This is a genomic window from Xenorhabdus budapestensis (assembly GCF_017743015.1).
GTDB lineage: Bacteria > Pseudomonadota > Gammaproteobacteria > Enterobacterales > Enterobacteriaceae > Xenorhabdus > Xenorhabdus budapestensis.
In genome coordinates this window covers 192,736-214,132 of record NZ_CP072455.1, presented here as the reverse complement: position 1 = coordinate 214,132, position 21,397 = coordinate 192,736, and the positions used below count along the sequence as shown (strand labels likewise).

The window sequence follows — 21,397 nt, the reverse complement described above, 5'->3', positions numbered from 1 at the left end:
ATCAAAAAGCATTTCAATATTAAATGACTTTCTTCTATTGACTATTTTTTCTGATCATTTTATGCCATGCCTGAAAACAATGTAGTTCCTTAAGGTAGTGACTGTAATATTGGGTATTTAGCATAAAGAATGTCAGTAAAAAATCCACGGAGATAATACACAAAAAGACATTGCTATAATCCAATACACCAGCAATGAATTTTAAACTTATCAGAGAGATAAAGAGTACCACAAAGAGATAGCGTGCTACAGTTAACATCCTGAACCCCAACGTTATTCCCCTATGAGTTAATGAAATGGATAAGAAAGCAAATACTAAAGCCAATGCGACAATAAAAAATAAAATTGGCAAATCATTTTTGTTATCCAAATGAGATAACAATATGAATGTAGTCATTACATAAGATTTAATTAGTAAAATAGTAGAAAATAATGTTATCAGTAATGCTTTTTTCGGAATATCAAAGTCCAATAAATACCGATACTTATTTAATCTCTTTTCTGCCAGTAGACTAGCATCATTTTTTTCTACTCTTTGGTTAAGCGCATAACTTTCTCTAAGTGTATTATTAAGATTGGTATTTAATACACAATATTGCCAAAAAATATTGAAGATATTTACTTTTTTCGAGCGGTTATGTAACTCAATAATATTCTCTTCTGCAATTCTAACTATATTTTTTTTCAGGATAGAGTTCTTTATTTTAAACCATAGGATTTTTCTCATAGCTTGAGAAAACGCTTCACTGTTAATGATTATCCTATTCGAGAGAAAATTGAAAAAAACAATGGTCAACAAATACCATTCGTGGTGCATATAATAGACAAAGTAATCAAGCAGAATAAGAGTAATTGCCAAAATAATACTTAATGTGTTCAACCCATTCAGTGTTTTTAACGCAAAGAGATTTCCTCTGTAAGCATAAAGCGTCGATAACGAGATTATAGAAATGATAAATATACTGGCAGAACGTTGAAAACGCGCAACATCAGAAGAAAAATAAAAATTATAAAATACAAAAAATAATATTACATAAGAAACAGAAATCAGTATAGGAAACAAGGCCATCAATACACTTTCTTCTGAAGAGCGATTGATAGTTATTTTATCTTTAAGTCTAACAGTATTTAGTTCATCCAACAGAGAGGAATCACTATTCTCAATTCTATCATCTGTATTTTTATACAAATGTATAATACTTCTGAGTTGCCTGTTTGTTAATATATTTTTTAAGTTCATGTTATTTTCCAAATTTATTAAATCTTTATATTATTTTTATCTCTTTTTACTCCTTATTTCTGTAATCATCTTATAATAAGTTGAATATTCAAAATTTTCATACAAATTTCAGTAAAAAACACTTTTCCATTAATAACCATTTTGAAGATAACCTGCTGGTTTTTCATCCACAATAGAAAAAATTGCACCAATAGCATAGTTGACTGATTTAGCTATATTTTCAGGATTCCTAATGCTGCCAGTCATTCCACTTCCCAAAAATCCACCACCAGCAGAAAGAGAATTTATCAAGTGGTTTCGCAAAGTCCTATGAATTTCTTCTGTTGGATAATGTTTAGGATATTTTCCTCTTCTTATTGCATCTTTTATAGCCTGATTAGAAATGCCGGGATTGTTATGTCGTATAATCTCCTCTGTTAACCGTTTTCTTTCATATCTTGGCATATTTTTCAACCATTCTGATGCATTACGGGAAGATGTAGACTTCATTATTCTGTAAGTATGGTAGGCTTCCTTTAAAGCTGCTGAACCAGAAGCGAGAGAGGTTATATCCAGCATTGTAGTCGTTGCAACATACCAATCCTGTGAATCTAACCAAGCAACATGCTCTATCCCTTCCTCACCATTACTAGTAAGTTGATAAACCCTATATATGCCATTTCCACATTGAAGAGAACTTGCAGCAGCACCGCTATAAGCCAAAACAGTAACTACTGAACTTGTCCCCATGGTAACTGGAACTGCTGCTGCTGAAAGAAATTCAACCGCTATAAATGCCAATGCAGAACCACACGAAAGCGCTGTTGATCCAATTTCCCATACCAAACTAGGCTCTGAAACCGTTTTTTTCAACTCTACTTCCGGAGCAACTGTCTCCGCCTCTAGATTAAAGATAATAATATGTGTTAACTCTGAAGTAGTTTGGTTTCTACGTCTTTTTGATGGTCTAACTAAATAACGCTTAGATAACCCATCCGAATAAATAATTCCAGCACCATAAAAATCACGGTGGCAATCCAATGCATCAGCAATAGCCTGAAAATCAATATTAGCAGCACTAGGATGTGTCATCCTCAACTGATGAGAGTACCGAAAATCGGGTAGCTTACTTTCATCAAATTCATCTCTTAGTTGTGATGTAAGACTGTCAAATCGCATTTTAATCACCACTCATGATCACTTAGTAATTACACCAGTATCTAAATATATATATATTGTTTTTCTTTTATTTCAAACAACATAATTTACTTTATTAAATTAATATTAAATAATACTTATCATCACTAAAGGTAAATTAATTATGTAAAAGTCACTCTGTTAATAATTTATATAAGTGGTTTATATAACCTAATAAACTGTTTCTTCCCAAACACAATATCCTGATGTACCAGCGATATGATGTTGACAAACGATATCTTTATATTGAACTGCAACGACCTCTTCTGGTTGCCTATCATTATGGTTAACAGAATGTGGATATTGAACATTAACATTTAATAACTTAGCATTTCTTAAATTAACAGAGTAATAACGCTCTTGCCCACCAGCTTGCGAAGTTCGATAAAAATCAAACATCAGATCCAGTTCTTCATTGTTTGAAATTGCCATCAATAGTAACGGTGATGACTTATCCAATGGCTTGACAAATTTAACTGGCTGGTGAGCAACGTTCTGTGCTCGAGAAACACCATGATTGAATTGTAATACAAAAACCTGATCTTCATGCCCTAACTGAAATTTATTACCAATGGAATCTAATGTAGAACATCCTTGAGAAATCAAGCCTTGAAGTTTTCCTTTAATTGTCACATAAATCGAATTTGCCATATTATATTAACCTGTTATCAGTATTCACCATAGCCTGTTATAACAGAAAAAACAATAAAAAAATACCACCTAAATTCTAAAATAGATATTAGTAACCTATATAAAATCTTTGTACTTCTTTAGCAGAAAGATCAACATAGTAAATAATATAATTTGCGTTTTTTTAGATAGAAATAAAAACATACTCTATCATAACAACAGGGTTATAATTAAAAAGATAAAGTGCTTAGTTGATACTGAATATTAAACTCAGGAATCACTATTAGTACATATTGACCTTTCATGAGGAGAATTTAATAGTATGATATCAGGCATCATCATCCCGCTAAATCTTTCAAGCCATCTCTCAGGCTGGAGGAAGACACAGTTCGCCCTTTCTCTGTAAAAGAGCAGGCGCAGCAAAGCCCGGAGAAGTCAATGTAAAGGCTAAATATAGATATTTCTTTCTGTAGCAGTCCAATTATCATGGACACCAAAATATCATAGGGATAACATTTCAACTGAACAGAAAAAGGATAGGACACAGCATGGTAAATATAGGATATATAAGTAATAAAGTTTATGATGATAAACAAGGTAAATTTATACCGATTCACTTTTTTTATCCAACACGAGAAATTGAGAAATCAGAAAAGTTTGGGCCTTATGATATCTCTGTTGCAATGAACGCCTCAATTTACGGAGATAAAATACCTTTAATTGTTTTATCCCATGGTAGTGGCAGCTCATCTTTAACTCATTGGGATCTTATGTGCTCACTGGTTAAATCCGGGTATGCCGTATTAGCATTAGAACATCCTGGGAACTGTTATTTTGATGACTCTTTGGCTGGGACATTAGCCAATTTAGAAAACAGGCCCCGACACATCAAATTAGTTATTGATCATATTGTTAATAATGAATCGGTGAGTAACCATTTATTAAAAGATAAAATAACATTAATTGGGCATTCAATGGGAGGATATACAGCCCTTGCTATCAGTGGTGGTATACCTGTTGCCATTCCAGATAAAACAAGCGGTCAATCGATTGAAGAAATTACCGTTCCATATGATAACCGAATTTGTTCACTTATATTATTAGCTCCGGCGTGTGGATGGTTTAATTACAAAGATTCTTTAAATAGAGTCAATGTTCCAATATTATTGTTAACTGCGGAAAAAGACCATTTATCTGACATATTGTGTACATCAGTTATTGAAAACCATACTAATGTTGTGAATAAAACTGTCACAAATGCAGGGTATCACTCTTTTCAAAGCCCATTTCCATCACATATGAAGAGTATTGATTTTCTTCCATCACAGGATCCTGCCGGGTTTGACAGAGAAAAATACCAAGTCATATTAAGCGCTGAAATACAATCGTTCCTTTCCGGGATATATCACTAGTAAAAATCCCAGCTAATATGATTTAGTTGGGATAAGTTTATTCAATTTTTTAAGTTGTCTCTTTGTTACCTTCGTTTTATTCCAGATACCGTGGTTACAAACATAGAGCTAACAAGTTTCTGAAGAGCCATTCACTTGCCGTCTAAATACCATTCGAAGCCTGTCAGGTATACCCCAAAATCGCAAGAATGCCGTTTTCTCACGGCTTACCGAAAAATGGCGAGCGACATAGTTAGCAGCCAATTCCAGTGACAAACACATCACAAAATAAACTAACGCAATAAATAAAAAGACTTCCATCGGATAAACCATACTGTGGTTATTAACCTGTGTCGCCAAAAATGACAGTTCTGCTACTCCGACAATATAGGCCAGAGAAGTGTCCTTGATTAACGCAATCCATTGGTTGATAAACGAAGGCACCATCATACGCAATGCCTGTGGCAGAACGATATGCCACAATACTTCCCAACGATTGAAACCCAAAGACAGCCCTGCACGCCATTGTCCTTCACCAATCGCCAGAATGCCCGCTTTGACACCATGGGCCAGGTAAGCAGAAGTGATCAATGCCAGCGCACAAACTACAGTAGTGATTTCAGGTATTTCCATACCCAAAACCACTGGTAACAAGAAATAAGTCCAGAAAATCAGCATAATAACCGGAATGGCACGAAAAAATCCCAGTACCGCTGCCAGCAGATTTACCCAAAAACCACGCAACATCGCCAATGCGACTCCTGCCACTGTCCCCAAGACGATGGAGATCACTCCGGCCATAATACTTATCATCAATGTCAAAGCTGCGCCTTCCAACGGCCCGTCGGGAAACGTTCCCAACAGCAAATAGCGCCAGTTTTCTGCTATAACAGTAAAGTCCATATCAGTACCCTCTTGCCAGTATTCTCTGCTGACGCCATTGCCCCCAACCTTCCATCACAGCAATAATAGCGATGTAGAGTACTGTCGCCACACCAAACGCTTCAAATGTTTGCAGAGACTGTGTTTCTACCTGACGGGAAGCATAGGAAAGTTCAGCGACACCAATCGCCATTGTTAATGATGAATTCTTGACGATGGTCATGTATTGCCCCAAAAGTGGCGGCATGGCAATCTTCAATGCCTGTGGTAGTACGACATGGCGCATGGCCTGCCAACCAGTTAAACCCAATGCGTGGGCAGCATATTTTTGGCCGCGTCCAACACCCTGCATTCCAGCTCTTAACTCTTCCGCCACAAAAGGTGCAGAGTAGAGTGTCAGGCCGATAAATCCAGCCAGAAACTCAAATGAAGGCCATTCCAGAGTAAAACCTGCAATCGTAGTCTCATGGGGGATGTTCAGCCAGATCATGGCATCTTGAGGCAAAATCTGGCCGGAAGCGAAATACCAGAAAAACAGTTGTACCAGCAATGGGGTATTGCGGAATATCGAGGTGTACACCGTAATCAACCAACGCAATGGCTTGATCTGGCTGTCCCGCGCTGCCGCAATGACAAAACCCAGTAAGGTGGAAGAAGCAATGGTGCAGGCAGAGATCCATAATGTAATCAAGAACCCTTGCCAGAGCCATTGCAGATATTCAGGAGCCAAGAAGTACTCATCAATAAATTGCTCAAACATATTATTCACCACCACATCAACAAATGGCAAAGCCCCGCACAAAGACGGGGCTGGTTTCCGATGTCATTTTCCCAGACGTGTGTTAGTTCGCTGCCTGACTATTTAATGGAGCAAATTTAAAATCACCACGCGGCTGGGCAGATTTTGTGTCAGGGCCAAACCAGCGGTTGTAAATTTTCTCTGCTTCACCCTCTTTCTCCAGTTTCAACAATGTCTGGTTAACCGCTTCAACCAACCGGGTTTCTCCTTTTGAAGCCGCTATAGCCTGATATTCCCGGGTAATACTGAAAGGTGATATTTCAAAATCTGCTTTTTGTGCTTCAGGAACATTTGCCAACAAACCCACCAGCTTTGCATCATCCTGAGTGATCGCCTGAACATTACCATTTCTCAACGCCGCGAATGCCAGCGGGGTATCGTCATAAGAGATAACTTTCGCAGTTGGATAACGCTCACGCAGTGTAATTTCCTGTACAGTTCCCTTATCCGCACCGATACGCAATTTGGCGATATCATCCGGATTAGTCAGAACACCTTTACGGGCAATGAATTTTTGCCCTGTAGCAAAATAAGGAATGGAAAAATCTACCTGTTTTGCCCGTTCATCGGTGATCGTGAAGTTAGCAGCAATTAAGTCAATTTTCTTGGAAGAGAGTAGTGGAATACGATTTGCAGGATTGGTTGGGCGCAATTGCAGTTTCACGCCCAGATCACTGGCGATTGCATTGGCGATATCCACATCATAACCAGCGAGTTTTTTCGTTTTAGGATCGATAAAGCCAAAAGGGGGATTACTGTCGAATACCGCAATACGAACCGTACCAGCTTTTTTTATATCATCAAGTTTGTCTGCTTTCGCTACGCCAGAAACTAATACCAGGCTGGTCAGTAACGCAGTCACTGCTATCCGAGATTGATTGCGGAATTTCATTGGACACCCCTTAATTTGTTAATAATTATTTATTGTCCAATAAAAACTATCAATTTCATCATAGCACCTGAAATAATATAAAATTCTATATTTATAGCATTTTGGAATAATATTTTAAGTAAGCTTTTAACGGCACTTAAGAGAATACCCATGTTTCAGTCATAAAAATTATTCATCTTTAGTAAGCAGTTCTTCCAATTTATCACCCCCAACATGACGAAAATCCTGTCCTTTGACGTAATAGAAGATAAATTCACAAATGTTCTGACAACGATCGCCGATACGCTCAATAGAACGGGCACATAAAAGTGCGGTCATGATGCTTGGAATAGTACGTGGATCTTCCATCATATAAGTCATTAACTGGCGCACAATACCTTCATATTCCTGATCTACTTTTTTATCTTCACGATAGATACGAATGGCTTCTTGCAAATCCATACGGGCAAAAGCATCCAATACATCATGCAACATCCGAATGGTATGCCAGCCCAAAGATTCCAGACTGACTAGCAACGGCTGCTGTTGATGAGAAAATTTCTCCAGCGCCGTCTGACAAATTTTATTCGCAACATCACCAATACGTTCCAACTCAGCAATAGTCTTTGAGATAACCATTATCAGGCGCAGATCACTTGCCGCAGGCTGGCGTTTGGCAATGATACGAACACAGGCTTCATCTATCGCCACTTCCATCATGTTGACCTTCTGGTCGTCTTCAATGACTTGTTGAGCTAACTGTTTATCCTGATTGTGCATTGCCAGAATCGCCTTACTGAGCTGCTCTTCTACCAATCCACCCATTGCCATTAATTCAGTACGGATATGTTCCAGTTCAGCATTGAACTGACCAGAAATGTGCTTGCCGAAATTCAGATTGTCCATCTTTACGCTACCTCGTATCTGCCCATATCAACCATAACGACCAGTAATATAATCTTCGGTCTGCTTCATTTTCGGTGTGGTGAACAAGATGTCAGTGTCACTGAACTCAATCAACTCACCGAGGTACATAAAAGCCGTATAATCAGAACAACGTGCCGCCTGCTGCATATTGTGTGTGACGATCACTACGGTATATTCCGATTTCAATTCACTAATCAGCTCCTCAATACGTCCTGTAGAAATCGGATCGAGAGCAGAACAAGGCTCATCCAACAACAAAACTTCCGGGCGGATAGCGATAGCACGGGCAATACACAAACGCTGCTGCTGGCCTCCAGACAAGCTGTAACCACTCTGGTGCAACTTGTCTTTAGTTTCGTTCCACAATGCAGCTTTTGTCAGCGCCCACCGGACTCGCTCATCCATCTCAGCCCTTGAGAGTTTTTCAAACAAACGCACGCCAAAAGCGATATTGTCGTAAATCGACATCGGAAATGGCGTCGGCTTCTGAAAAACCATGCCTACTTTGGCTCGTAACAAAGCAATATCCTGTTTATCGGTCAGAATATTCGTTTCATCCAGCAAGATCTCGCCTTCTGCCTTCTGTTCTCCATACAGTTCATACATTTTGTTAAAAGTACGCAGTAATGTTGATTTGCCACATCCCGACGGGCCAATGAAAGCAGTGACTTTATTCTGTGCAATATCCAACGTGATATTTTTCAGTGCATGGAATTTGCCGTAATAGAAATTCAGATTACGTACCTGAATCTTACTTCCTGCAACATCATTGGCTTTACTCATCAACGCTTCTCTCTTCAATATCAGTACCTCTAATATCAGAATTTTTTCTTGGCAAATAACAACCGCGCCAAAATATTAATCAACAGTACACATAAGGTAATCAGTAAAACCCCGGCCCATGCCAGTTGTTGCCAGTCTGAGAATGGACTCATAGCAAATTTGAATATAGTGACAGGCAGATTGGCAATTGGCTGACTGAGGTTAGTGCTCCAGAACTGGTTGGAAAGCGAAGTGAATAACAACGGGGCGGTTTCCCCTGCAATACGGGCGATGGCCAGTAACACACCTGTAATAATGCCCGATATTGAAGCTTTCAACGTAATGGCGGAGATCATTTTCCATTTCGGTGTTCCCAGTGCATAAGCTGCTTCACGCAGGTTATCCGGCACCAGTTTCAACATATTTTCCGTTGTGCGGATAACAATTGGGATTTGTAACAGAGCCAGCGCGATTACCCCTGCCCAACCGGAGAAATGCTGCATTTTCGTCACAACTACCGTGTAAACAAACAGCCCTACAACAATAGAAGGGGCAGAAAGCAGGATATCATTAATAAAGCGGATCACCTCAGCCAACGGAGAACGACGTCCATACTCAGCAAGATAAATACCCGCCATAATTCCCAATGGCGTACCGAATACTGTTGCCCAGAAGATCAAAAGTCCACTACCGACAATGGCGTTTGCCAGCCCACCTCCTTCTGAGTTGGGCGGTGGCGTCATTTCGGTAAATAACGCCAGAGACAGACCATCAATACCTTTAGTGATTGTGGAGATTAAAATCCAAATCAGCCAGAACAAACCGAACGCCATTGTTGCCATAGACAGAAACAGGGCGAGATGATTTTTCCGACGTCGCCAGGCTTGTAACCTATGACGTTTATCAATTCTTACCATTTCAACGCCCCTCATTCCTGGACAGACGCATGATCATCAATTTTGATAACGCAAGAACAATAAAGGTGATAACAAATAAAATCAGCCCCAGTTCCATCAATGCAGAAGTATGTAAACCAGATTCTGCTTCGGCAAATTCATTTGCCAATGCCGAAGTAATACTGTTTCCGGGCATATAGAGGGAGAAACTATCCAGTTGATAGGTATTGCCGATAATAAAAGTCACTGCCATGGTTTCTCCCAGTGCACGCCCCAGCCCCAACATCACACCACCAATTACCCCATTTTTGGTGTAAGGCAGAACGATATGCCAAATCACTTCCCATGTTGTACAGCCAATCCCATAAGCCGACTCTTTCATCATAACGGGAGTTTGTTCAAATACATCGCGCATCACAGAAGCGATATAGGGAATAATCATGATGGCAAGAATGATGCCCGCAGCCAGAATACCAATGCCGAAAGCCGGGCCGGAAAACAGTTCTCCCACGACAGGAATACTCGACAACAGATCACCGACAGGTTGCTGGAAATAAGCAGCAAAAAGCGGGGCAAAGACAAATAGCCCCCACATGCCATAAACGATACTAGGGATCGCCGCCAATAACTCAATTGCCACACCAAGCGGTCGTTTCAACCAATTTGGTGCCAGTTCTGTCAAAAACAGAGCGATACCAAAACTGACCGGAACGGCAATAATCAGGGCAATCAATGAGGTCACTAATGTGCCATAAATCGGTACTAATGCGCCGAAAACCCCCGCAGGTGCATCCCAATCTTTATTCCATAGAAAAGCAAAACCAAATGTCTGCATACTCGGCCAGGCAGCAATGAGCAGCGAGATGATAATGCCTCCCAACAAAAATAACGTCATCAGGGCCGCCAGCCTGACCAGCGTACTGAAAATAATATCACCGTGCTTACCTGGTGCTTTCTGTACTGTCTTATGCATGGTTTTTCTATGTATAGTTTTCCTATGTATAGTTTTATGTTCGGCCATGCGCTCAGTTTCCATTTGGGTTATTTCCCTTCAATAGCATCACTAATACAACAAATCTCTAATACAACGAATTGTTAATACAAGGCATTGCCGTGCTTATCTTTGATGTCATTCTTCCAGGCTGCACGTACCTGTTCGATGACGGCTTTTGGCAACACAGCATAATCCAGCGCCTTCGCTTGCTCGCCGCCCTTCTCATAAGCCCAGTCAAAGAATTTCAGAACTTCTGCCCCATGTGTGACATTTTTCTGCTGTTTATGGATTAGGATGAATGTCGTTGAAGTGATCGGCCACGCATTTTCACCGGGCTGATTAGTTAAATCCTGTGCGAAACTTTTGTTCCAGTCCGCCCCTTTTGCTGCCGCACTGAAATTAGTTTCTGTAGGAGCGACAACTTTTCCATCAGCGGCTACCAACTTGGTATAAGCGAGGTTATTCTGTTTCGCATAAGCATATTCAACATAACCAATGGAGCCTGGCAGACGCTGGACGAACGCCGCAATGCCATCATTGCCTTTACCACCCAGCCCGATCGGCCATTTCACTGTAGAACCTGCCCCGACTTTTGCTTTCCAGTCGCTGTTCACTTTGGACAGGTAGCTGGTGAAAACAAAGGAAGTACCGGAGCCATCCGCACGGCGAACCACTGCAATATTTTGCTCAGGTAGTTTGAGATTCGGATTCAATTTCGCAATGGCGGGATCATTCCATTTTTTGATGTTTCCCAAATAGATGTCACCGAGAGTTTTGCCATCTAATACCAATTGGCCGGACTTGATACCCTGAAGGTTCACCGCCAGCACAATACCGCCAATCACGGTCGGAAACTGGAATAAACCTTCAGAAGCCAGTTTGTCATCAGTAAGTGGGGCATCTGATGCACCAAAATCAACCGTGTTGGCAATAATCTGTTTTACACCACCAGAAGAACCAATACTTTGATAATTGATTTTATTACCAGTCTCTTTTTGATAAGAATCTGCCCACTTGGTATATATCGGTGCCGGGAATGTCGCACCAGCTCCCGTCAAGCTGGTAGTTGTAGCAAATGAAGACAAAGACGTCATAGCAAATACTGTTGCCATGATACCTGCCGCGGTGATACGCATTGATTTCATACATCCTCCTGCTGAGATACACATCATTCATTAAAAACAACTTTCAACAACGTCAACAGTCTAGTTTTTAGGTAAAAAATGGTTCAGGAAGGAAAAATAAGTCAACTTAATGACAGTAAAATGTATGAATTATGACATTTTTATGACAGTCATTCAGAAATTCCCGCTACTATCTCATTCATACTCATATCCCATAGCCTGAATTTCATCAATTCAATGTCATGACTTGTCATCTACGGGTCTGTTCATAATACGTGTAAAATATTGGCATCGTATGTTTTCAAACGCTGACGGGAACTGGCTTCGGATTTAGGTCATGACTCCAAAGCGTTATAATGATGTTTTTCAATATAGGCACCAATAAGTTTTTCATGAATTTCTATCGAGCGTGAATAACAAATAGTTCTTCTTGCTAATCGTTTGATATGAATGCGTAGAGTCAGATTACGTCGCTCTATATGCTGGGTAAAAATTTTTCCCACCAAATGTTTTTCTGGTTCAATTTCCCGAGCATCACTTCCCAAGTCATCAAGGGAGAATCCGTTGCCGTTATTTCACTATGCCAACATCTTACACGTATTATGAACAGACTTAATCTATGGCTGATGGTTCCATAACTAATGGTTTGGTCGCCAATGGAATATAGGCGCGAATGGATAACCCACCTCTCTCACTTCTGCCCATGTCAAGATAACCGTGATGTTGGTTGATGATGCGGCGGATAATAGCAAGCCCCAAGCCGACTCCACTATTATGATGATGGAGTTTATTACTGTAACTCTGTTTTCCCTGCATGAAAGGCTGAAACAAAGTCGCTGCTTCTTCTTGTGTTATACCTGTCCCATTATCTTCTATTTGAAACCAGCCAAATTGTTCAGTGGCTCCACTACTGATGCGGATCCAGCCGTTGCCATAACGATGGGCATTGGTGAACATATTCGCCAAAACACGTTTAACTGAAAGTGGATTAGCCATAATGAAAACAGGAGCGGCGGACAGGTTATCTTCGATATTTTTTCCGGTACTATTATTTTCTGTACTCGCCTTCTCTGCCATTACTCCTTTTTCTGCGCCAATCACGTCCTCAATAAGTTGGTTTAATTCACAGCGAACTATTGAGGTATCCAGCCCAGACCGCTGATAATCGATGAATTGATTAATGATTGCGTTGCACTCTTCAATATCACGATTAATCGACTCACACAGGAAATCATCTTCTCCACCAATCAATTCGATCGCTAACCGTATACGAGTCAGTGGAGTACGTAAGTCATGGCTTATGCCTGCCATAAAAATGACACGCTCATCCTCCAACGATTTAATCCTCATCGACATTTGATTAAATGCCCGGATAACCGACTGTATGGCAGGTGCTCCCGATTCAGGTAATGCCGTAACGACTTTCCCTTTTCCCATCTTTATTATTGCTTTCTGTATGGCGGTTAAAGGCTGTTTTTGGGCACGCAGGTAAAAACCCAATACCGTAGAAACAGACAGTACTGTCATCAACACACTGATAAAGACATACGGTAACACGCTGATAAATGATATTTTTTCCAATACTGATAATTTTGCCAGTACTAATAATAGTAGATAAGCAGCCAGATAACTGACCATCAGGCTACCCAACAGCATTGCCAACATCCAATACACGACACGGGGGAATACACCATGCAGTAGGAGCCTGAGTTTTTTCATGCTTTACTTCCAATTATGCTTTACTACAATTTATATATGTCTTTCTACTTATTGTTTTATACTCAACAACTTACGCCTTTACTACCATCAGGAACAAAAACATATCCCAGTCCCCAAACAGTCTGGATATAACGGGGATGGGTGGGATCTTCTTCAATCAAACGACGTAAACGGGAAACCTGCACATCAATGGAACGCTCCATAGCACCATACTCTCTGCCTCGTGCCAGACTCATCAGCTTATCCCGTGATAAAGGTTCGCGGGGATGAGATACCAATGCTTTCAATACAGAGAATTCACCACTGGTCAGGGACAACTGCTCATCTTTATGAAACATTTCACGAGTCCCAAGATCCAGCTTAAACTTACCAAAGGTCACTATCGCGTTATCCGGTGTCGAAGCGCCAGATAATTCATTAGAGTGACGGCGCAGGACAGCACGGATACGTGCCAATAGTTCTCGCGGGTTAAAAGGCTTTGCAAGGTAATCATCTGCACCGATTTCCAGGCCAACAATCCGGTCAACTTCTTCCCCTTTCGCGGAGATCATAATGATGGGGATCGGGTTATGCTGACTTCTCAATCTTCGACAAATAGATAATCCATCTTCGCCCGGCAACATTAAATCCAGTACAATCAATTGAATAGATTCTCTGGTCAACAAGCGATCCATCTGCTCTGCATTTGCAACACAACGAACTTGAAAACCCTGCTCCGATAAATAGCGCTCAAGCAATACGCGCAAACGCATATCATCATCAACAACAAGGATTTTATAACTCTCTTGCATTTTTCAGCTCCCAAGATGTTCCATGCTCGCAATATCCATTATTCTCACAGAAAACCCATGCTCTAAAAGACACTAAGGTCATGTATTCTAGGAATATTTATAATATTGGCAATAATTGCTTATGTTTCTGTTTCTCATCCTTGTTTTCTTGTTTCCACTTACACCTAATTTTTATGCTTCCAATGGCTGGTAACTAATTTCCAATATCCAGTAAACCGCCTTACCATTAGGTGTCATGACGGTAATTTCATCATCGATCTGCTTACCAAGCAGCGCCCTTGCCACAGGTGAATCAATTGAAATCCATTTTTTGGCAGGGTCAAATTCATCCGGCCCCACTAAGCGAAAAATATATTCTTCGGCGTTTTCGTTTTCGACTTTAACCCAGGCTCCAAAAAAAACTTTTCCTTCCTGCCGCGGATCAGCATCCACAATTTGCAGAACATCCAATCTTTTGGATAAAAAACGCACACGACGGTCAATTTCCCTTAACCTTTTTTTACCATAAATATATTCTGCATTTTCTGAACGATCCCCCAACGCGGCTGCATCAGACACAGCTTGAGTGACTTTTGGGCGCTCAATTTTCCAGAGATACTTCAGTTCCTGATCAAGCGCCTGCCAGCCTTCTCGGGTAATGTAGTTACTTTTGCCCATGAAAATCCCACTTGAGAAAATATGATTAATGGCGCAGTACTATATCTTAACCGTACAGATATTCGATGAATTCTGTCGCAACCTGACAGAAATATTGTGCTATACCTGATAGATTTCGAGTTGCATCACAACAACAAGTAACAGCCGAACAACCGGAGGCAACCAAACGGGTAAATACCACCAACAAAACAGGCAACTTGAAAGACGAAGAGTATAAACTGGAAATTATCTCGCTCTATACGTATATAATGGAGTCAAGTTTGAACCCTGTCAGGATCTATACTTAATGGATTTCAAGTTGCTGCCAGCAAAAAGCAATTTGAATGAAGGGTAGATCAGATAAATTTGGCCCTGTCTGCTGATATCTACAGGCGCTGAGAAAGTTGAAGAAAACAGACCATGAATGAATCTTTAAGTCGAATCATTGCTGGTGAGCTACAGGCTCAACCACAACAAGTCCTAGCAGCCATTACCTTACTTGATGAAGGAAATACTGTTCCCTTTGTTGCCCGTTACCGTAAAGAGGCCACTGGTGGTCTGGATGATACACAGCTTCGCCAGCTTGAAAACCGCCTTGGTTATCTACGCGAACTGTCAAACCGTCGCCAGACTATCCTGAAATCTATTGAAGAACAGGGAAAATTAACGGATGAACTGGCTGAAGCCATTAATACCACTCTGAGCAAAACCGAACTGGAAGACCTCTATCTGCCCTATAAACCTAAGCGCCGTACCCGTGGGCAGATTGCCATTGAGGCAGGGCTAGAACCATTGGCAGATCTGCTATGGCAAGACTCACAGCAAGAACCGGAATCGGCTGCAACTGCTTATGTTAACGCAGACAAAGGCGTTGCAGATACCAAAGCCGCATTGGATGGTGCCCGCTATATCCTGATGGAACGTTTTTCTGAAGATGCCTCTTTGTTGGTGAAAATACGTGAATACTTGTGGAAAAATGCACATCTGGTTGCGAAAGTTGTTGAAGGTAAAGAGGAAGAAGGTGCCAAATTCAGCGATTACTTTGATTACCATGAAGCCATCGCCTTTGTACCATCCCACCGCGCCCTTGCCATGTTCCGCGGACGCAATGAAGGTATCCTGCAACTGTCCCTGAATGCTGATCCTCAATTTGAAGAAGCACCTAAGGAAAGTTATTGCGAACAGATCATCACAGAGCATTTGAACCTGCGCCTGAATAACGCACCAGCTGATAATTGGCGCAAGGCTGTCGTGAACTGGACATGGCGCATTAAGGTGCTGTTGCATATGGAAACCGAACTGATGGGGACGCTGCGCGAAAAAGCTGAAAATGAAGCGATCAACGTTTTCGCCCGTAACCTGAACGATCTGTTGATGGCAGCACCTGCGGGTATGCATTCCACAATGGGATTAGATCCGGGTCTCCGCACAGGAGTAAAAGTTGCGGTCGTAGATGCGACAGGCAAACTGCTCGCTACGGATACCATTTACCCACATACTGGCCAGGAAAATAAAGCAGCGGCAGCCATTGCAGCCCTATGTACCAAACACAATGTTGATCTGGTAGCTATTGGTAATGGTACTGCATCCCGTGAAACAGAACGCTTCTTTGCTAATGTTCAGAAACAGTATCCTGACGTCACTGCGCAAAAAGTCGTGGTCAGCGAAGCGGGCGCATCTGTTTACTCCGCTTCAGAGCTAGCCGCGCAAGAATTCCCTAATTTAGATGTTTCGCTGCGTGGTGCTGTCTCCATCGCCCGCCGTTTGCAAGATCCCCTGGCAGAACTGGTGAAAATCGATCCTAAATCCATTGGTGTCGGTCAGTATCAGCACGATGTCAGCCAAACCCTACTTGCCAAAAAACTGGATACAGTCGTTGAGGACTGTGTAAACAGTGTTGGTGTCGATCTGAATACTGCATCAGTTTCCTTACTGACCCGTGTCGCCGGCCTGACTCACTCTGTCGCCCAGAATATCGTGAATTGGCGTGATGAGAATGGTCGTTTCAACAACCGTGGAGAATTGTTGAAAGTTCAACGCCTTGGGCCAAAATCCTTCCTGCAATGTGCGGGCTTCCTGCGTATTAATCAGGGCGATAACCCGCTGGATGCTTCCACCGTTCACCCTGAAGCCTATCCGGTCGTTGAAAAAATTCTGACAATAACAGAACAGACTTTGCCGGAACTGATGGGCAACCCAGCCGCTCTGCGCAGTTTGAAGGCTCAGGATTTCACAACTGAAAAATTCGGTATTCCGACAGTAACCGATATCCTGAAAGAGTTGGAAAAACCCGGTCGTGATCCACGCCCTGAGTTCAAAACAGCCACTTTCGCCGACGGTGTTGAAACAATGAATGACCTGCAAGCAGGTATGATTCTGGAAGGCACTGTCACCAATGTCACCAACTTCGGTGCTTTCGTTGACATTGGCGTGCATCAGGATGGATTAGTGCACATTTCTTCCCTATCCGATCGCTTTGTGGAAGATCCACACACCATCGTGAAAACAGGTGATATCGTGAAAGTCAAAGTGATGGATGTTGACCTGAACCGTAAACGTATTGCACTAACGATGCGCCTTGATGAACAACCAGGTGAAGCACCAGCTCGCCGTGGCAACACTCAGGAAGGCAATCGCCATGAACATAACAGCAATGAACGCAGCAAAAATGGCAAAGGTCGCCATAACTTCCGTTCATCAAACTCTGCACCATTGACCAACAATATCATGAGTGATGCATTGGCCGCCGCCTTTGATAAAAAACGTTAATTTCTTTCTATAAATCATTTCCTGAACTGGCCCGAAAGGGTCAGTTTATTCTGGTAGATAAGACGAATTTTAATTAATGTAATCTTATTTCTATTTCTGAAAATATTTCTCAATCATATACATAAAAAAACATAACCTTCGTTATGATGATTTTTTTATTGGTAATGTAATAAATTTAAATAAGTGATAACGGCTGACGTCCCTCATTAATAACTCGTATAATTCATCCCGCAATATATTTAATAATAAATATATTTCATAATAACACATACCATAATAATGGTAATTTATTTAATAAAATTAAAAACATAGCAAAAATTTAAATTGTTAAGGAATAATTTATGAATAAATATGTCCAAAGCAGTTTTGACTTACTCAGCAATATAAGATTTTTCAACCTTGCCACTAACGATCCAGACGCAGAATCAGTTTGGTCATCAACGCTCTTTTATATTCCTAAATACAATCCATTAAGTTTAATTTGGTACTCAAAACAAGATACCCGACACTCTCAGGAGCTGTGCATGAACCCTTGTGTCAGCGGTACAATATACAGCAGCATCACCATGCCGGACTCAACGCTGATACTCGCAGGCTCTCAATTTATTGGCCATGCTTATCAAGTCCCCGACGACGAATTACAAGAAACATATGACTACTTCTTCCTGAAAACTTATCCAGATGAGAATATCAGAAAGAAAAAATCCCGCCCTATCACTGATTATTATGGTAATGCGATACGCCGTTTCTACGAATTGAAAATTGAAGCATGGTGGGTATATGACTCAACACTTTGGAGTGACCACCAGGATGATGCCCGTGTTCCGGTGCCATTAAGTGACCTGCTTCATCCACCAAAAAATTAATGAATAAAACAAAATACATTTAAAAAATTCATATAAAAAATAAATATCAACAAGCTCCATTTCTTATTGGAGCTTGTTATTAGCTCCCCTTATACATTCTTTACATAACTTTAATTTCAATAAAATCACCATTAATCTGATTAATATCAATTTATTCCATCATCATTCGTGATAGACACATAGTATTGGTATTGCATATTATTCTCATTAGTACTTTAATTCAAAATAATTAATGTACTTTTTTCTTGTGAATTTTACTTTATTGAGGATAATAATTCTCATAATCACTACCTTTCTAATTTTAACGGAGTGTTATATGTTATTGACTCCAAATCAAAGCTATAAAATTCTGGGATTCTTTCCGCAGATAAATCCAGCATACAGACAGAAGTTATTGTCTCTGGGAATGTTGCCCGGCTCCACATTTCAGGTCATCCGGGTAGCCCCCTTGGGCGATCCTATTCAAATAGAAACACGCAGAGTTAATCTTATCCTCCGTAAAAAAGACTTAGCATTCCTCACATTAGCAGTAAATCCAGCAGAATGAAGTCTAAGTTCAGTCCAGGCTGAATGTAATGACGTGCAATATTCCTGAGCAGTAAAAAAATATGATGAAGCAATTAACTATAGGTTTGATCGGTAATCCCAACTCTGGGAAAACCACTTTATTTAACCAACTTACAGGCTCCCGACAACGAGTCGGCAACTGGTCTGGGGTTACGGTTGAACGTAAGACCGGGCATTTTTCCACCCAAAACCATCAAATAGACCTTGTAGACCTTCCCGGTACTTATTCTCTTACTACCATTTCTGAACAAACTTCGATTGACGAACAAATTGCCTGCCACTATATACTGAGTAGTGAAGCCGATATGTTTATCAACGTCGTTGATGCTTCGAATCTGGAACGCAATCTCTATCTTTCGCTGCAACTTATCGAGCTTGGTATTCCCTGTATTGTTGCCCTGAATATGTTGGACATCGCCAAAAGCCAACATATCAACATTGATATCGCGACACTGAAACAGCACCTTGGCTGTCCGGTAATTCCGCTCATTTCTACCCGTTCTACAGGGATAGAAGCTCTGAAAGATGCTATTGACCAATATCAACAAACTCTTCGGCCAGTGTTGGTTGATTACCCTAAAACTTTATGGCAGGAAGTCGATCTCCTTGTCGGCCAGATCTCAGAGAAATTCAATCCACAACAACGTCGTTGGCTCAGCTTACAGGTACTGGAAGGAGATATTTACAGTTTTGCACGTTCGGGGCTGACTCAGGAGCAACTGACTGAAAGTAAAACTCGCCTGCAACAACAACAAATTGAAGAGCCGGAGCTTATTATTGCTGATGCCCGCTATCAAACGATTAACGCACTGTGTATGGCAGTCACTGATATCCACTCCGCAATTCCCAATAAACTGACTCAGACGATGGATAGAATTATCCTCAATCGCTGGCTGGGTGTACCTATCTTTCTGTTTGTCATGTACCTCATGTTCGTACTGGCGATTAATATTGGTGGTGCCTTACAACCCATCTTTGATGGTGCTTCTTCCACTATTTTTATCGATGGTATGCAATGGCTCGGCCATACACTCCACTTCCCCGGCTGGCTGACGATTTTCCTTGCGCAGGGCATCGGTGGTGGTATCAATACCATGCTGCCATTGGTTCCGCAGATCGGCATGATGTACCTGTTTCTTTCTTTCCTTGAAGACTCTGGCTATATGGCTCGGGCAGCATTTGTGATGGACAGATTGATGCAGTCCTTGGGATTGCCGGGTAAATCCTTCGTTCCATTGATTGTCGGCTTTGGTTGTAACGTCCCTGCCGTGATGGGTTCCAGAACGCTGGATGCGCCACGCGAAAGACTGATTACTATCATGATGGCACCATTTATGTCCTGTGGTGCTCGGTTGGCTATTTTCGCCGTCTTCGCCGCAGCCTTCTTTAATAAACATGGCGCAAGTATCGTCTTTTCTCTGTATATCCTCGGTATTGTCGTTGCTATCCTGACAGGCTTGCTGCTTAAATTCACCATAATGCGTGGCGAAGCATCACCTTTTGTCATGGAGCTGCCGGTATACCATGTTCCCCATGCCAAGACCCTGCTAATCCAGACCTGGCAACGTCTGAAAGGATTTGTGATCCGTGCGGGTAAAGTGATTGTCGCCGCCAGTATGCTTATCGGCGCTCTCAATAGTTTTTCTTTCTCTGGCAAGACCGTAGACAATATCAACGAATCTGCTCTGGCATCAGTCAGTAAAGTCATCACTCCGATCCTTCAGCCTATCGGTGTACATGCTGATAACTGGCAGGCAACCGTCGGCCTGATCACGGGAGCAATGGCAAAAGAGGTCGTTGTCGGTACACTGAATACGCTTTATACCGCTGAAAATATCACTAAACAGCCATTCAATCCGGATGAATTCAATTTACTGGATGAACTGAAAGGTTCAGTGACAGAAACATGGGATAGTCTGAAAGAGGCATTGACTCTCAGCGCTCTGTCTAACCCTATTGAGGCCAGCAAAGGCGATGGCGATATGGACAGTAGCTCTATGGGAGTGATGAGCGTTAAATTTGGTTCAACTATCGCAGCCTATAGTTACCTGATTTTTGTTCTGTTATACGTTCCCTGCGTTTCTGTCATGGGAGCTATTGCCCGTGAGACCAGCCGTGGCTGGATGACTTTTTCCATTCTATGGGGATTAAACGTCGCCTATTCTCTGGCTGCACTATTCTATCAGGTCGCGACGTTTTCTGCACATCCGCAAAGCAGCTTGCTCACTATTTTGGCTGTCATTCTGTTTAATATATTCGTCCTTATCGGTTTACGTCGCGCACGCAGCAAAGTCACAATTGCACTCAGTAGTACCAAAGACCGGAGCTGCGAATGTTCCGGCGGTAGCTGTCACTAG

19 protein-coding genes and 1 pseudogene are annotated in these 21,397 nt (G+C 41.5%); 5 read left to right on the top strand and 15 right to left on the bottom strand.

Annotated features, from left to right (window positions below):
• Positions 1 to 34 precede the first annotated feature (34 nt).
• The 3 genes from HGO23_RS00865 to HGO23_RS00855 all read right to left on the bottom strand — a co-directional run bounded on the left by HGO23_RS00865 (position 35) and on the right by HGO23_RS00855 (position 3,067).
• Complete coding sequence (locus HGO23_RS00865; protein WP_209027628.1) at positions 35 to 1,240, bottom strand: hypothetical protein; 1,206 nt, start codon at positions 1,238 to 1,240, stop codon at positions 35 to 37.
• 129 nt (positions 1,241 to 1,369) lie between these two features.
• Positions 1,370 to 2,398 carry an Ssp4 family T6SS effector gene (ssp4, locus tag HGO23_RS00860; protein ID WP_209027627.1) on the bottom strand — a complete coding sequence of 343 codons (1,029 nt, stop codon included), beginning with the start codon at positions 2,396 to 2,398 and terminating at the stop codon, positions 1,370 to 1,372.
• Positions 2,399 to 2,587: 189 nt separating this feature from the next.
• Positions 2,588 to 3,067 (bottom strand): Hcp family type VI secretion system effector, encoded by a 480-nt coding sequence (locus tag HGO23_RS00855; protein ID WP_209027626.1) that lies wholly within the window; start codon positions 3,065 to 3,067, stop codon positions 2,588 to 2,590.
• Positions 3,068 to 3,594: 527 nt separating this feature from the next.
• Here HGO23_RS00855 and HGO23_RS00850 point away from each other — a divergent pair.
• Positions 3,595 to 4,458 (top strand): alpha/beta hydrolase family protein, encoded by an 864-nt coding sequence (locus HGO23_RS00850; RefSeq protein ID WP_209027625.1) that lies wholly within the window; start codon positions 3,595 to 3,597, stop codon positions 4,456 to 4,458.
• Positions 4,459 to 4,566: 108 nt separating this feature from the next.
• Here HGO23_RS00850 and HGO23_RS00845 read toward each other — a convergent pair whose 3' ends face one another.
• From HGO23_RS00845 to greB, 12 genes and pseudogenes are all read right to left on the bottom strand, one after another.
• A complete protein-coding gene (locus HGO23_RS00845) occupies positions 4,567 to 5,340 on the bottom strand; it encodes an amino acid ABC transporter permease (RefSeq protein ID WP_209027624.1) in 774 nt (257 codons plus the stop codon).
• A gap of 1 nt (position 5,341) precedes the next feature.
• Positions 5,342 to 6,079 (bottom strand): amino acid ABC transporter permease, encoded by a 738-nt coding sequence (locus tag HGO23_RS00840; protein ID WP_099135395.1) that lies wholly within the window; start codon positions 6,077 to 6,079, stop codon positions 5,342 to 5,344.
• Positions 6,080 to 6,161: 82 nt separating this feature from the next.
• Complete coding sequence (locus HGO23_RS00835; protein WP_209027623.1) at positions 6,162 to 7,010, bottom strand: ABC transporter substrate-binding protein; 849 nt, start codon at positions 7,008 to 7,010, stop codon at positions 6,162 to 6,164.
• 168 nt (positions 7,011 to 7,178) lie between these two features.
• The gene (phoU, locus tag HGO23_RS00830) at positions 7,179 to 7,895 is read right to left on the bottom strand and encodes a phosphate signaling complex protein PhoU (protein ID WP_047681600.1); all 717 of its coding nucleotides are present in this window, start codon (positions 7,893 to 7,895) and stop codon (positions 7,179 to 7,181) included.
• Positions 7,896 to 7,922: 27 nt separating this feature from the next.
• On the bottom strand, positions 7,923 to 8,699 hold the full coding sequence (gene pstB / locus HGO23_RS00825; protein ID WP_038261735.1) for a phosphate ABC transporter ATP-binding protein PstB: 777 nt from the start codon (positions 8,697 to 8,699) through the stop codon (positions 7,923 to 7,925).
• Between the two features lie 35 nt (positions 8,700 to 8,734).
• Positions 8,735 to 9,595 carry a phosphate ABC transporter permease PstA gene (gene pstA, locus HGO23_RS00820; protein WP_244967856.1) on the bottom strand — a complete coding sequence of 287 codons (861 nt, stop codon included), beginning with the start codon at positions 9,593 to 9,595 and terminating at the stop codon, positions 8,735 to 8,737.
• Position 9,596: 1 nt separating this feature from the next.
• Positions 9,597 to 10,547, bottom strand: coding sequence for a phosphate ABC transporter permease PstC (gene pstC / locus HGO23_RS00815; protein WP_209027621.1), 951 nt, complete (start codon positions 10,545 to 10,547; stop codon positions 9,597 to 9,599).
• Positions 10,548 to 10,669: 122 nt separating this feature from the next.
• Positions 10,670 to 11,713: a phosphate ABC transporter substrate-binding protein PstS gene (gene pstS, locus HGO23_RS00810; protein ID WP_209027620.1), complete on the bottom strand. Its 1,044-nt coding sequence runs from the start codon at positions 11,711 to 11,713 to the stop codon at positions 10,670 to 10,672.
• A gap of 314 nt (positions 11,714 to 12,027) precedes the next feature.
• Positions 12,028 to 12,243, bottom strand: a pseudogene (locus HGO23_RS00805) (IS1 family transposase); the annotation flags it as partial.
• Between the two features lie 61 nt (positions 12,244 to 12,304).
• Positions 12,305 to 13,411 (bottom strand): ATP-binding protein, encoded by a 1,107-nt coding sequence (locus HGO23_RS00800; RefSeq protein ID WP_209027619.1) that lies wholly within the window; start codon positions 13,409 to 13,411, stop codon positions 12,305 to 12,307.
• A 62-nt stretch (positions 13,412 to 13,473) separates the two neighbouring features.
• A complete protein-coding gene (gene ompR / locus HGO23_RS00795) occupies positions 13,474 to 14,202 on the bottom strand; it encodes an osmolarity response regulator transcription factor OmpR (RefSeq protein ID WP_099135400.1) in 729 nt (242 codons plus the stop codon).
• 171 nt (positions 14,203 to 14,373) lie between these two features.
• Positions 14,374 to 14,859, bottom strand: a complete 486-nt coding sequence (gene greB / locus HGO23_RS00790; RefSeq protein ID WP_209027618.1) for a transcription elongation factor GreB — start codon at positions 14,857 to 14,859, stop codon at positions 14,374 to 14,376.
• A 399-nt stretch (positions 14,860 to 15,258) separates the two neighbouring features.
• Here greB and HGO23_RS00785 point away from each other — a divergent pair, with 399 nt between their 5' ends.
• The 4 genes from HGO23_RS00785 (at position 15,259) to feoB (ending at position 21,397) form a co-directional block, all read left to right on the top strand.
• Entirely contained in the window at positions 15,259 to 17,607 is a 2,349-nt protein-coding gene (locus HGO23_RS00785; RefSeq protein WP_209027617.1) for a Tex family protein, read from the top strand.
• Between the two features lie 341 nt (positions 17,608 to 17,948).
• On the top strand, positions 17,949 to 18,473 hold the full coding sequence (locus tag HGO23_RS00780) for a hypothetical protein (RefSeq protein WP_099135403.1): 525 nt from the start codon (positions 17,949 to 17,951) through the stop codon (positions 18,471 to 18,473).
• A 316-nt stretch (positions 18,474 to 18,789) separates the two neighbouring features.
• The gene (gene feoA, locus HGO23_RS00775; protein WP_038261750.1) at positions 18,790 to 19,020 is read left to right on the top strand and encodes a ferrous iron transporter A; all 231 of its coding nucleotides are present in this window, start codon (positions 18,790 to 18,792) and stop codon (positions 19,018 to 19,020) included.
• A 64-nt stretch (positions 19,021 to 19,084) separates the two neighbouring features.
• On the top strand, positions 19,085 to 21,397 hold the full coding sequence (feoB, locus tag HGO23_RS00770) for a Fe(2+) transporter permease subunit FeoB (protein WP_209028664.1): 2,313 nt from the start codon (positions 19,085 to 19,087) through the stop codon (positions 21,395 to 21,397).

Bases quoted from the DNA above. Each gene is read 5' to 3' on its own strand.
- HGO23_RS00845 (WP_209027624.1), bottom strand. From the start codon at position 5,340: ATGGACTTTACTGTTATAGCAGAAAACTGGCGCTATTTGCTGTTGGGA.
- ssp4 (WP_209027627.1), bottom strand. From the start codon at position 2,398: ATGCGATTTGACAGTCTTACATCACAACTAAGAGATGAATTTGATGAA.
- pstA (WP_244967856.1), bottom strand. From the start codon at position 9,595: ATGGTAAGAATTGATAAACGTCATAGGTTACAAGCCTGGCGACGTCGG.
- HGO23_RS00855 (WP_209027626.1), bottom strand. From the start codon at position 3,067: ATGGCAAATTCGATTTATGTGACAATTAAAGGAAAACTTCAAGGCTTG.
- feoA (WP_038261750.1), top strand. From the start codon at position 18,790: ATGTTATTGACTCCAAATCAAAGCTATAAAATTCTGGGATTCTTTCCG.
- HGO23_RS00865 (WP_209027628.1), bottom strand. From the start codon at position 1,240: ATGAACTTAAAAAATATATTAACAAACAGGCAACTCAGAAGTATTATA.
- ompR (WP_099135400.1), bottom strand. From the start codon at position 14,202: ATGCAAGAGAGTTATAAAATCCTTGTTGTTGATGATGATATGCGTTTG.
- pstB (WP_038261735.1), bottom strand. From the start codon at position 8,699: ATGAGTAAAGCCAATGATGTTGCAGGAAGTAAGATTCAGGTACGTAAT.
- HGO23_RS00800 (WP_209027619.1), bottom strand. From the start codon at position 13,411: ATGAAAAAACTCAGGCTCCTACTGCATGGTGTATTCCCCCGTGTCGTG.
- pstS (WP_209027620.1), bottom strand. From the start codon at position 11,713: ATGAAATCAATGCGTATCACCGCGGCAGGTATCATGGCAACAGTATTT.
- HGO23_RS00835 (WP_209027623.1), bottom strand. From the start codon at position 7,010: ATGAAATTCCGCAATCAATCTCGGATAGCAGTGACTGCGTTACTGACC.
- phoU (WP_047681600.1), bottom strand. From the start codon at position 7,895: ATGGACAATCTGAATTTCGGCAAGCACATTTCTGGTCAGTTCAATGCT.
- feoB (WP_209028664.1), top strand. From the start codon at position 19,085: ATGAAGCAATTAACTATAGGTTTGATCGGTAATCCCAACTCTGGGAAA.
- greB (WP_209027618.1), bottom strand. From the start codon at position 14,859: ATGGGCAAAAGTAACTACATTACCCGAGAAGGCTGGCAGGCGCTTGAT.
- HGO23_RS00780 (WP_099135403.1), top strand. From the start codon at position 17,949: ATGAATAAATATGTCCAAAGCAGTTTTGACTTACTCAGCAATATAAGA.
- HGO23_RS00840 (WP_099135395.1), bottom strand. From the start codon at position 6,079: ATGTTTGAGCAATTTATTGATGAGTACTTCTTGGCTCCTGAATATCTG.
- pstC (WP_209027621.1), bottom strand. From the start codon at position 10,547: ATGCATAAGACAGTACAGAAAGCACCAGGTAAGCACGGTGATATTATT.
- HGO23_RS00850 (WP_209027625.1), top strand. From the start codon at position 3,595: ATGGTAAATATAGGATATATAAGTAATAAAGTTTATGATGATAAACAA.
- HGO23_RS00785 (WP_209027617.1), top strand. From the start codon at position 15,259: ATGAATGAATCTTTAAGTCGAATCATTGCTGGTGAGCTACAGGCTCAA.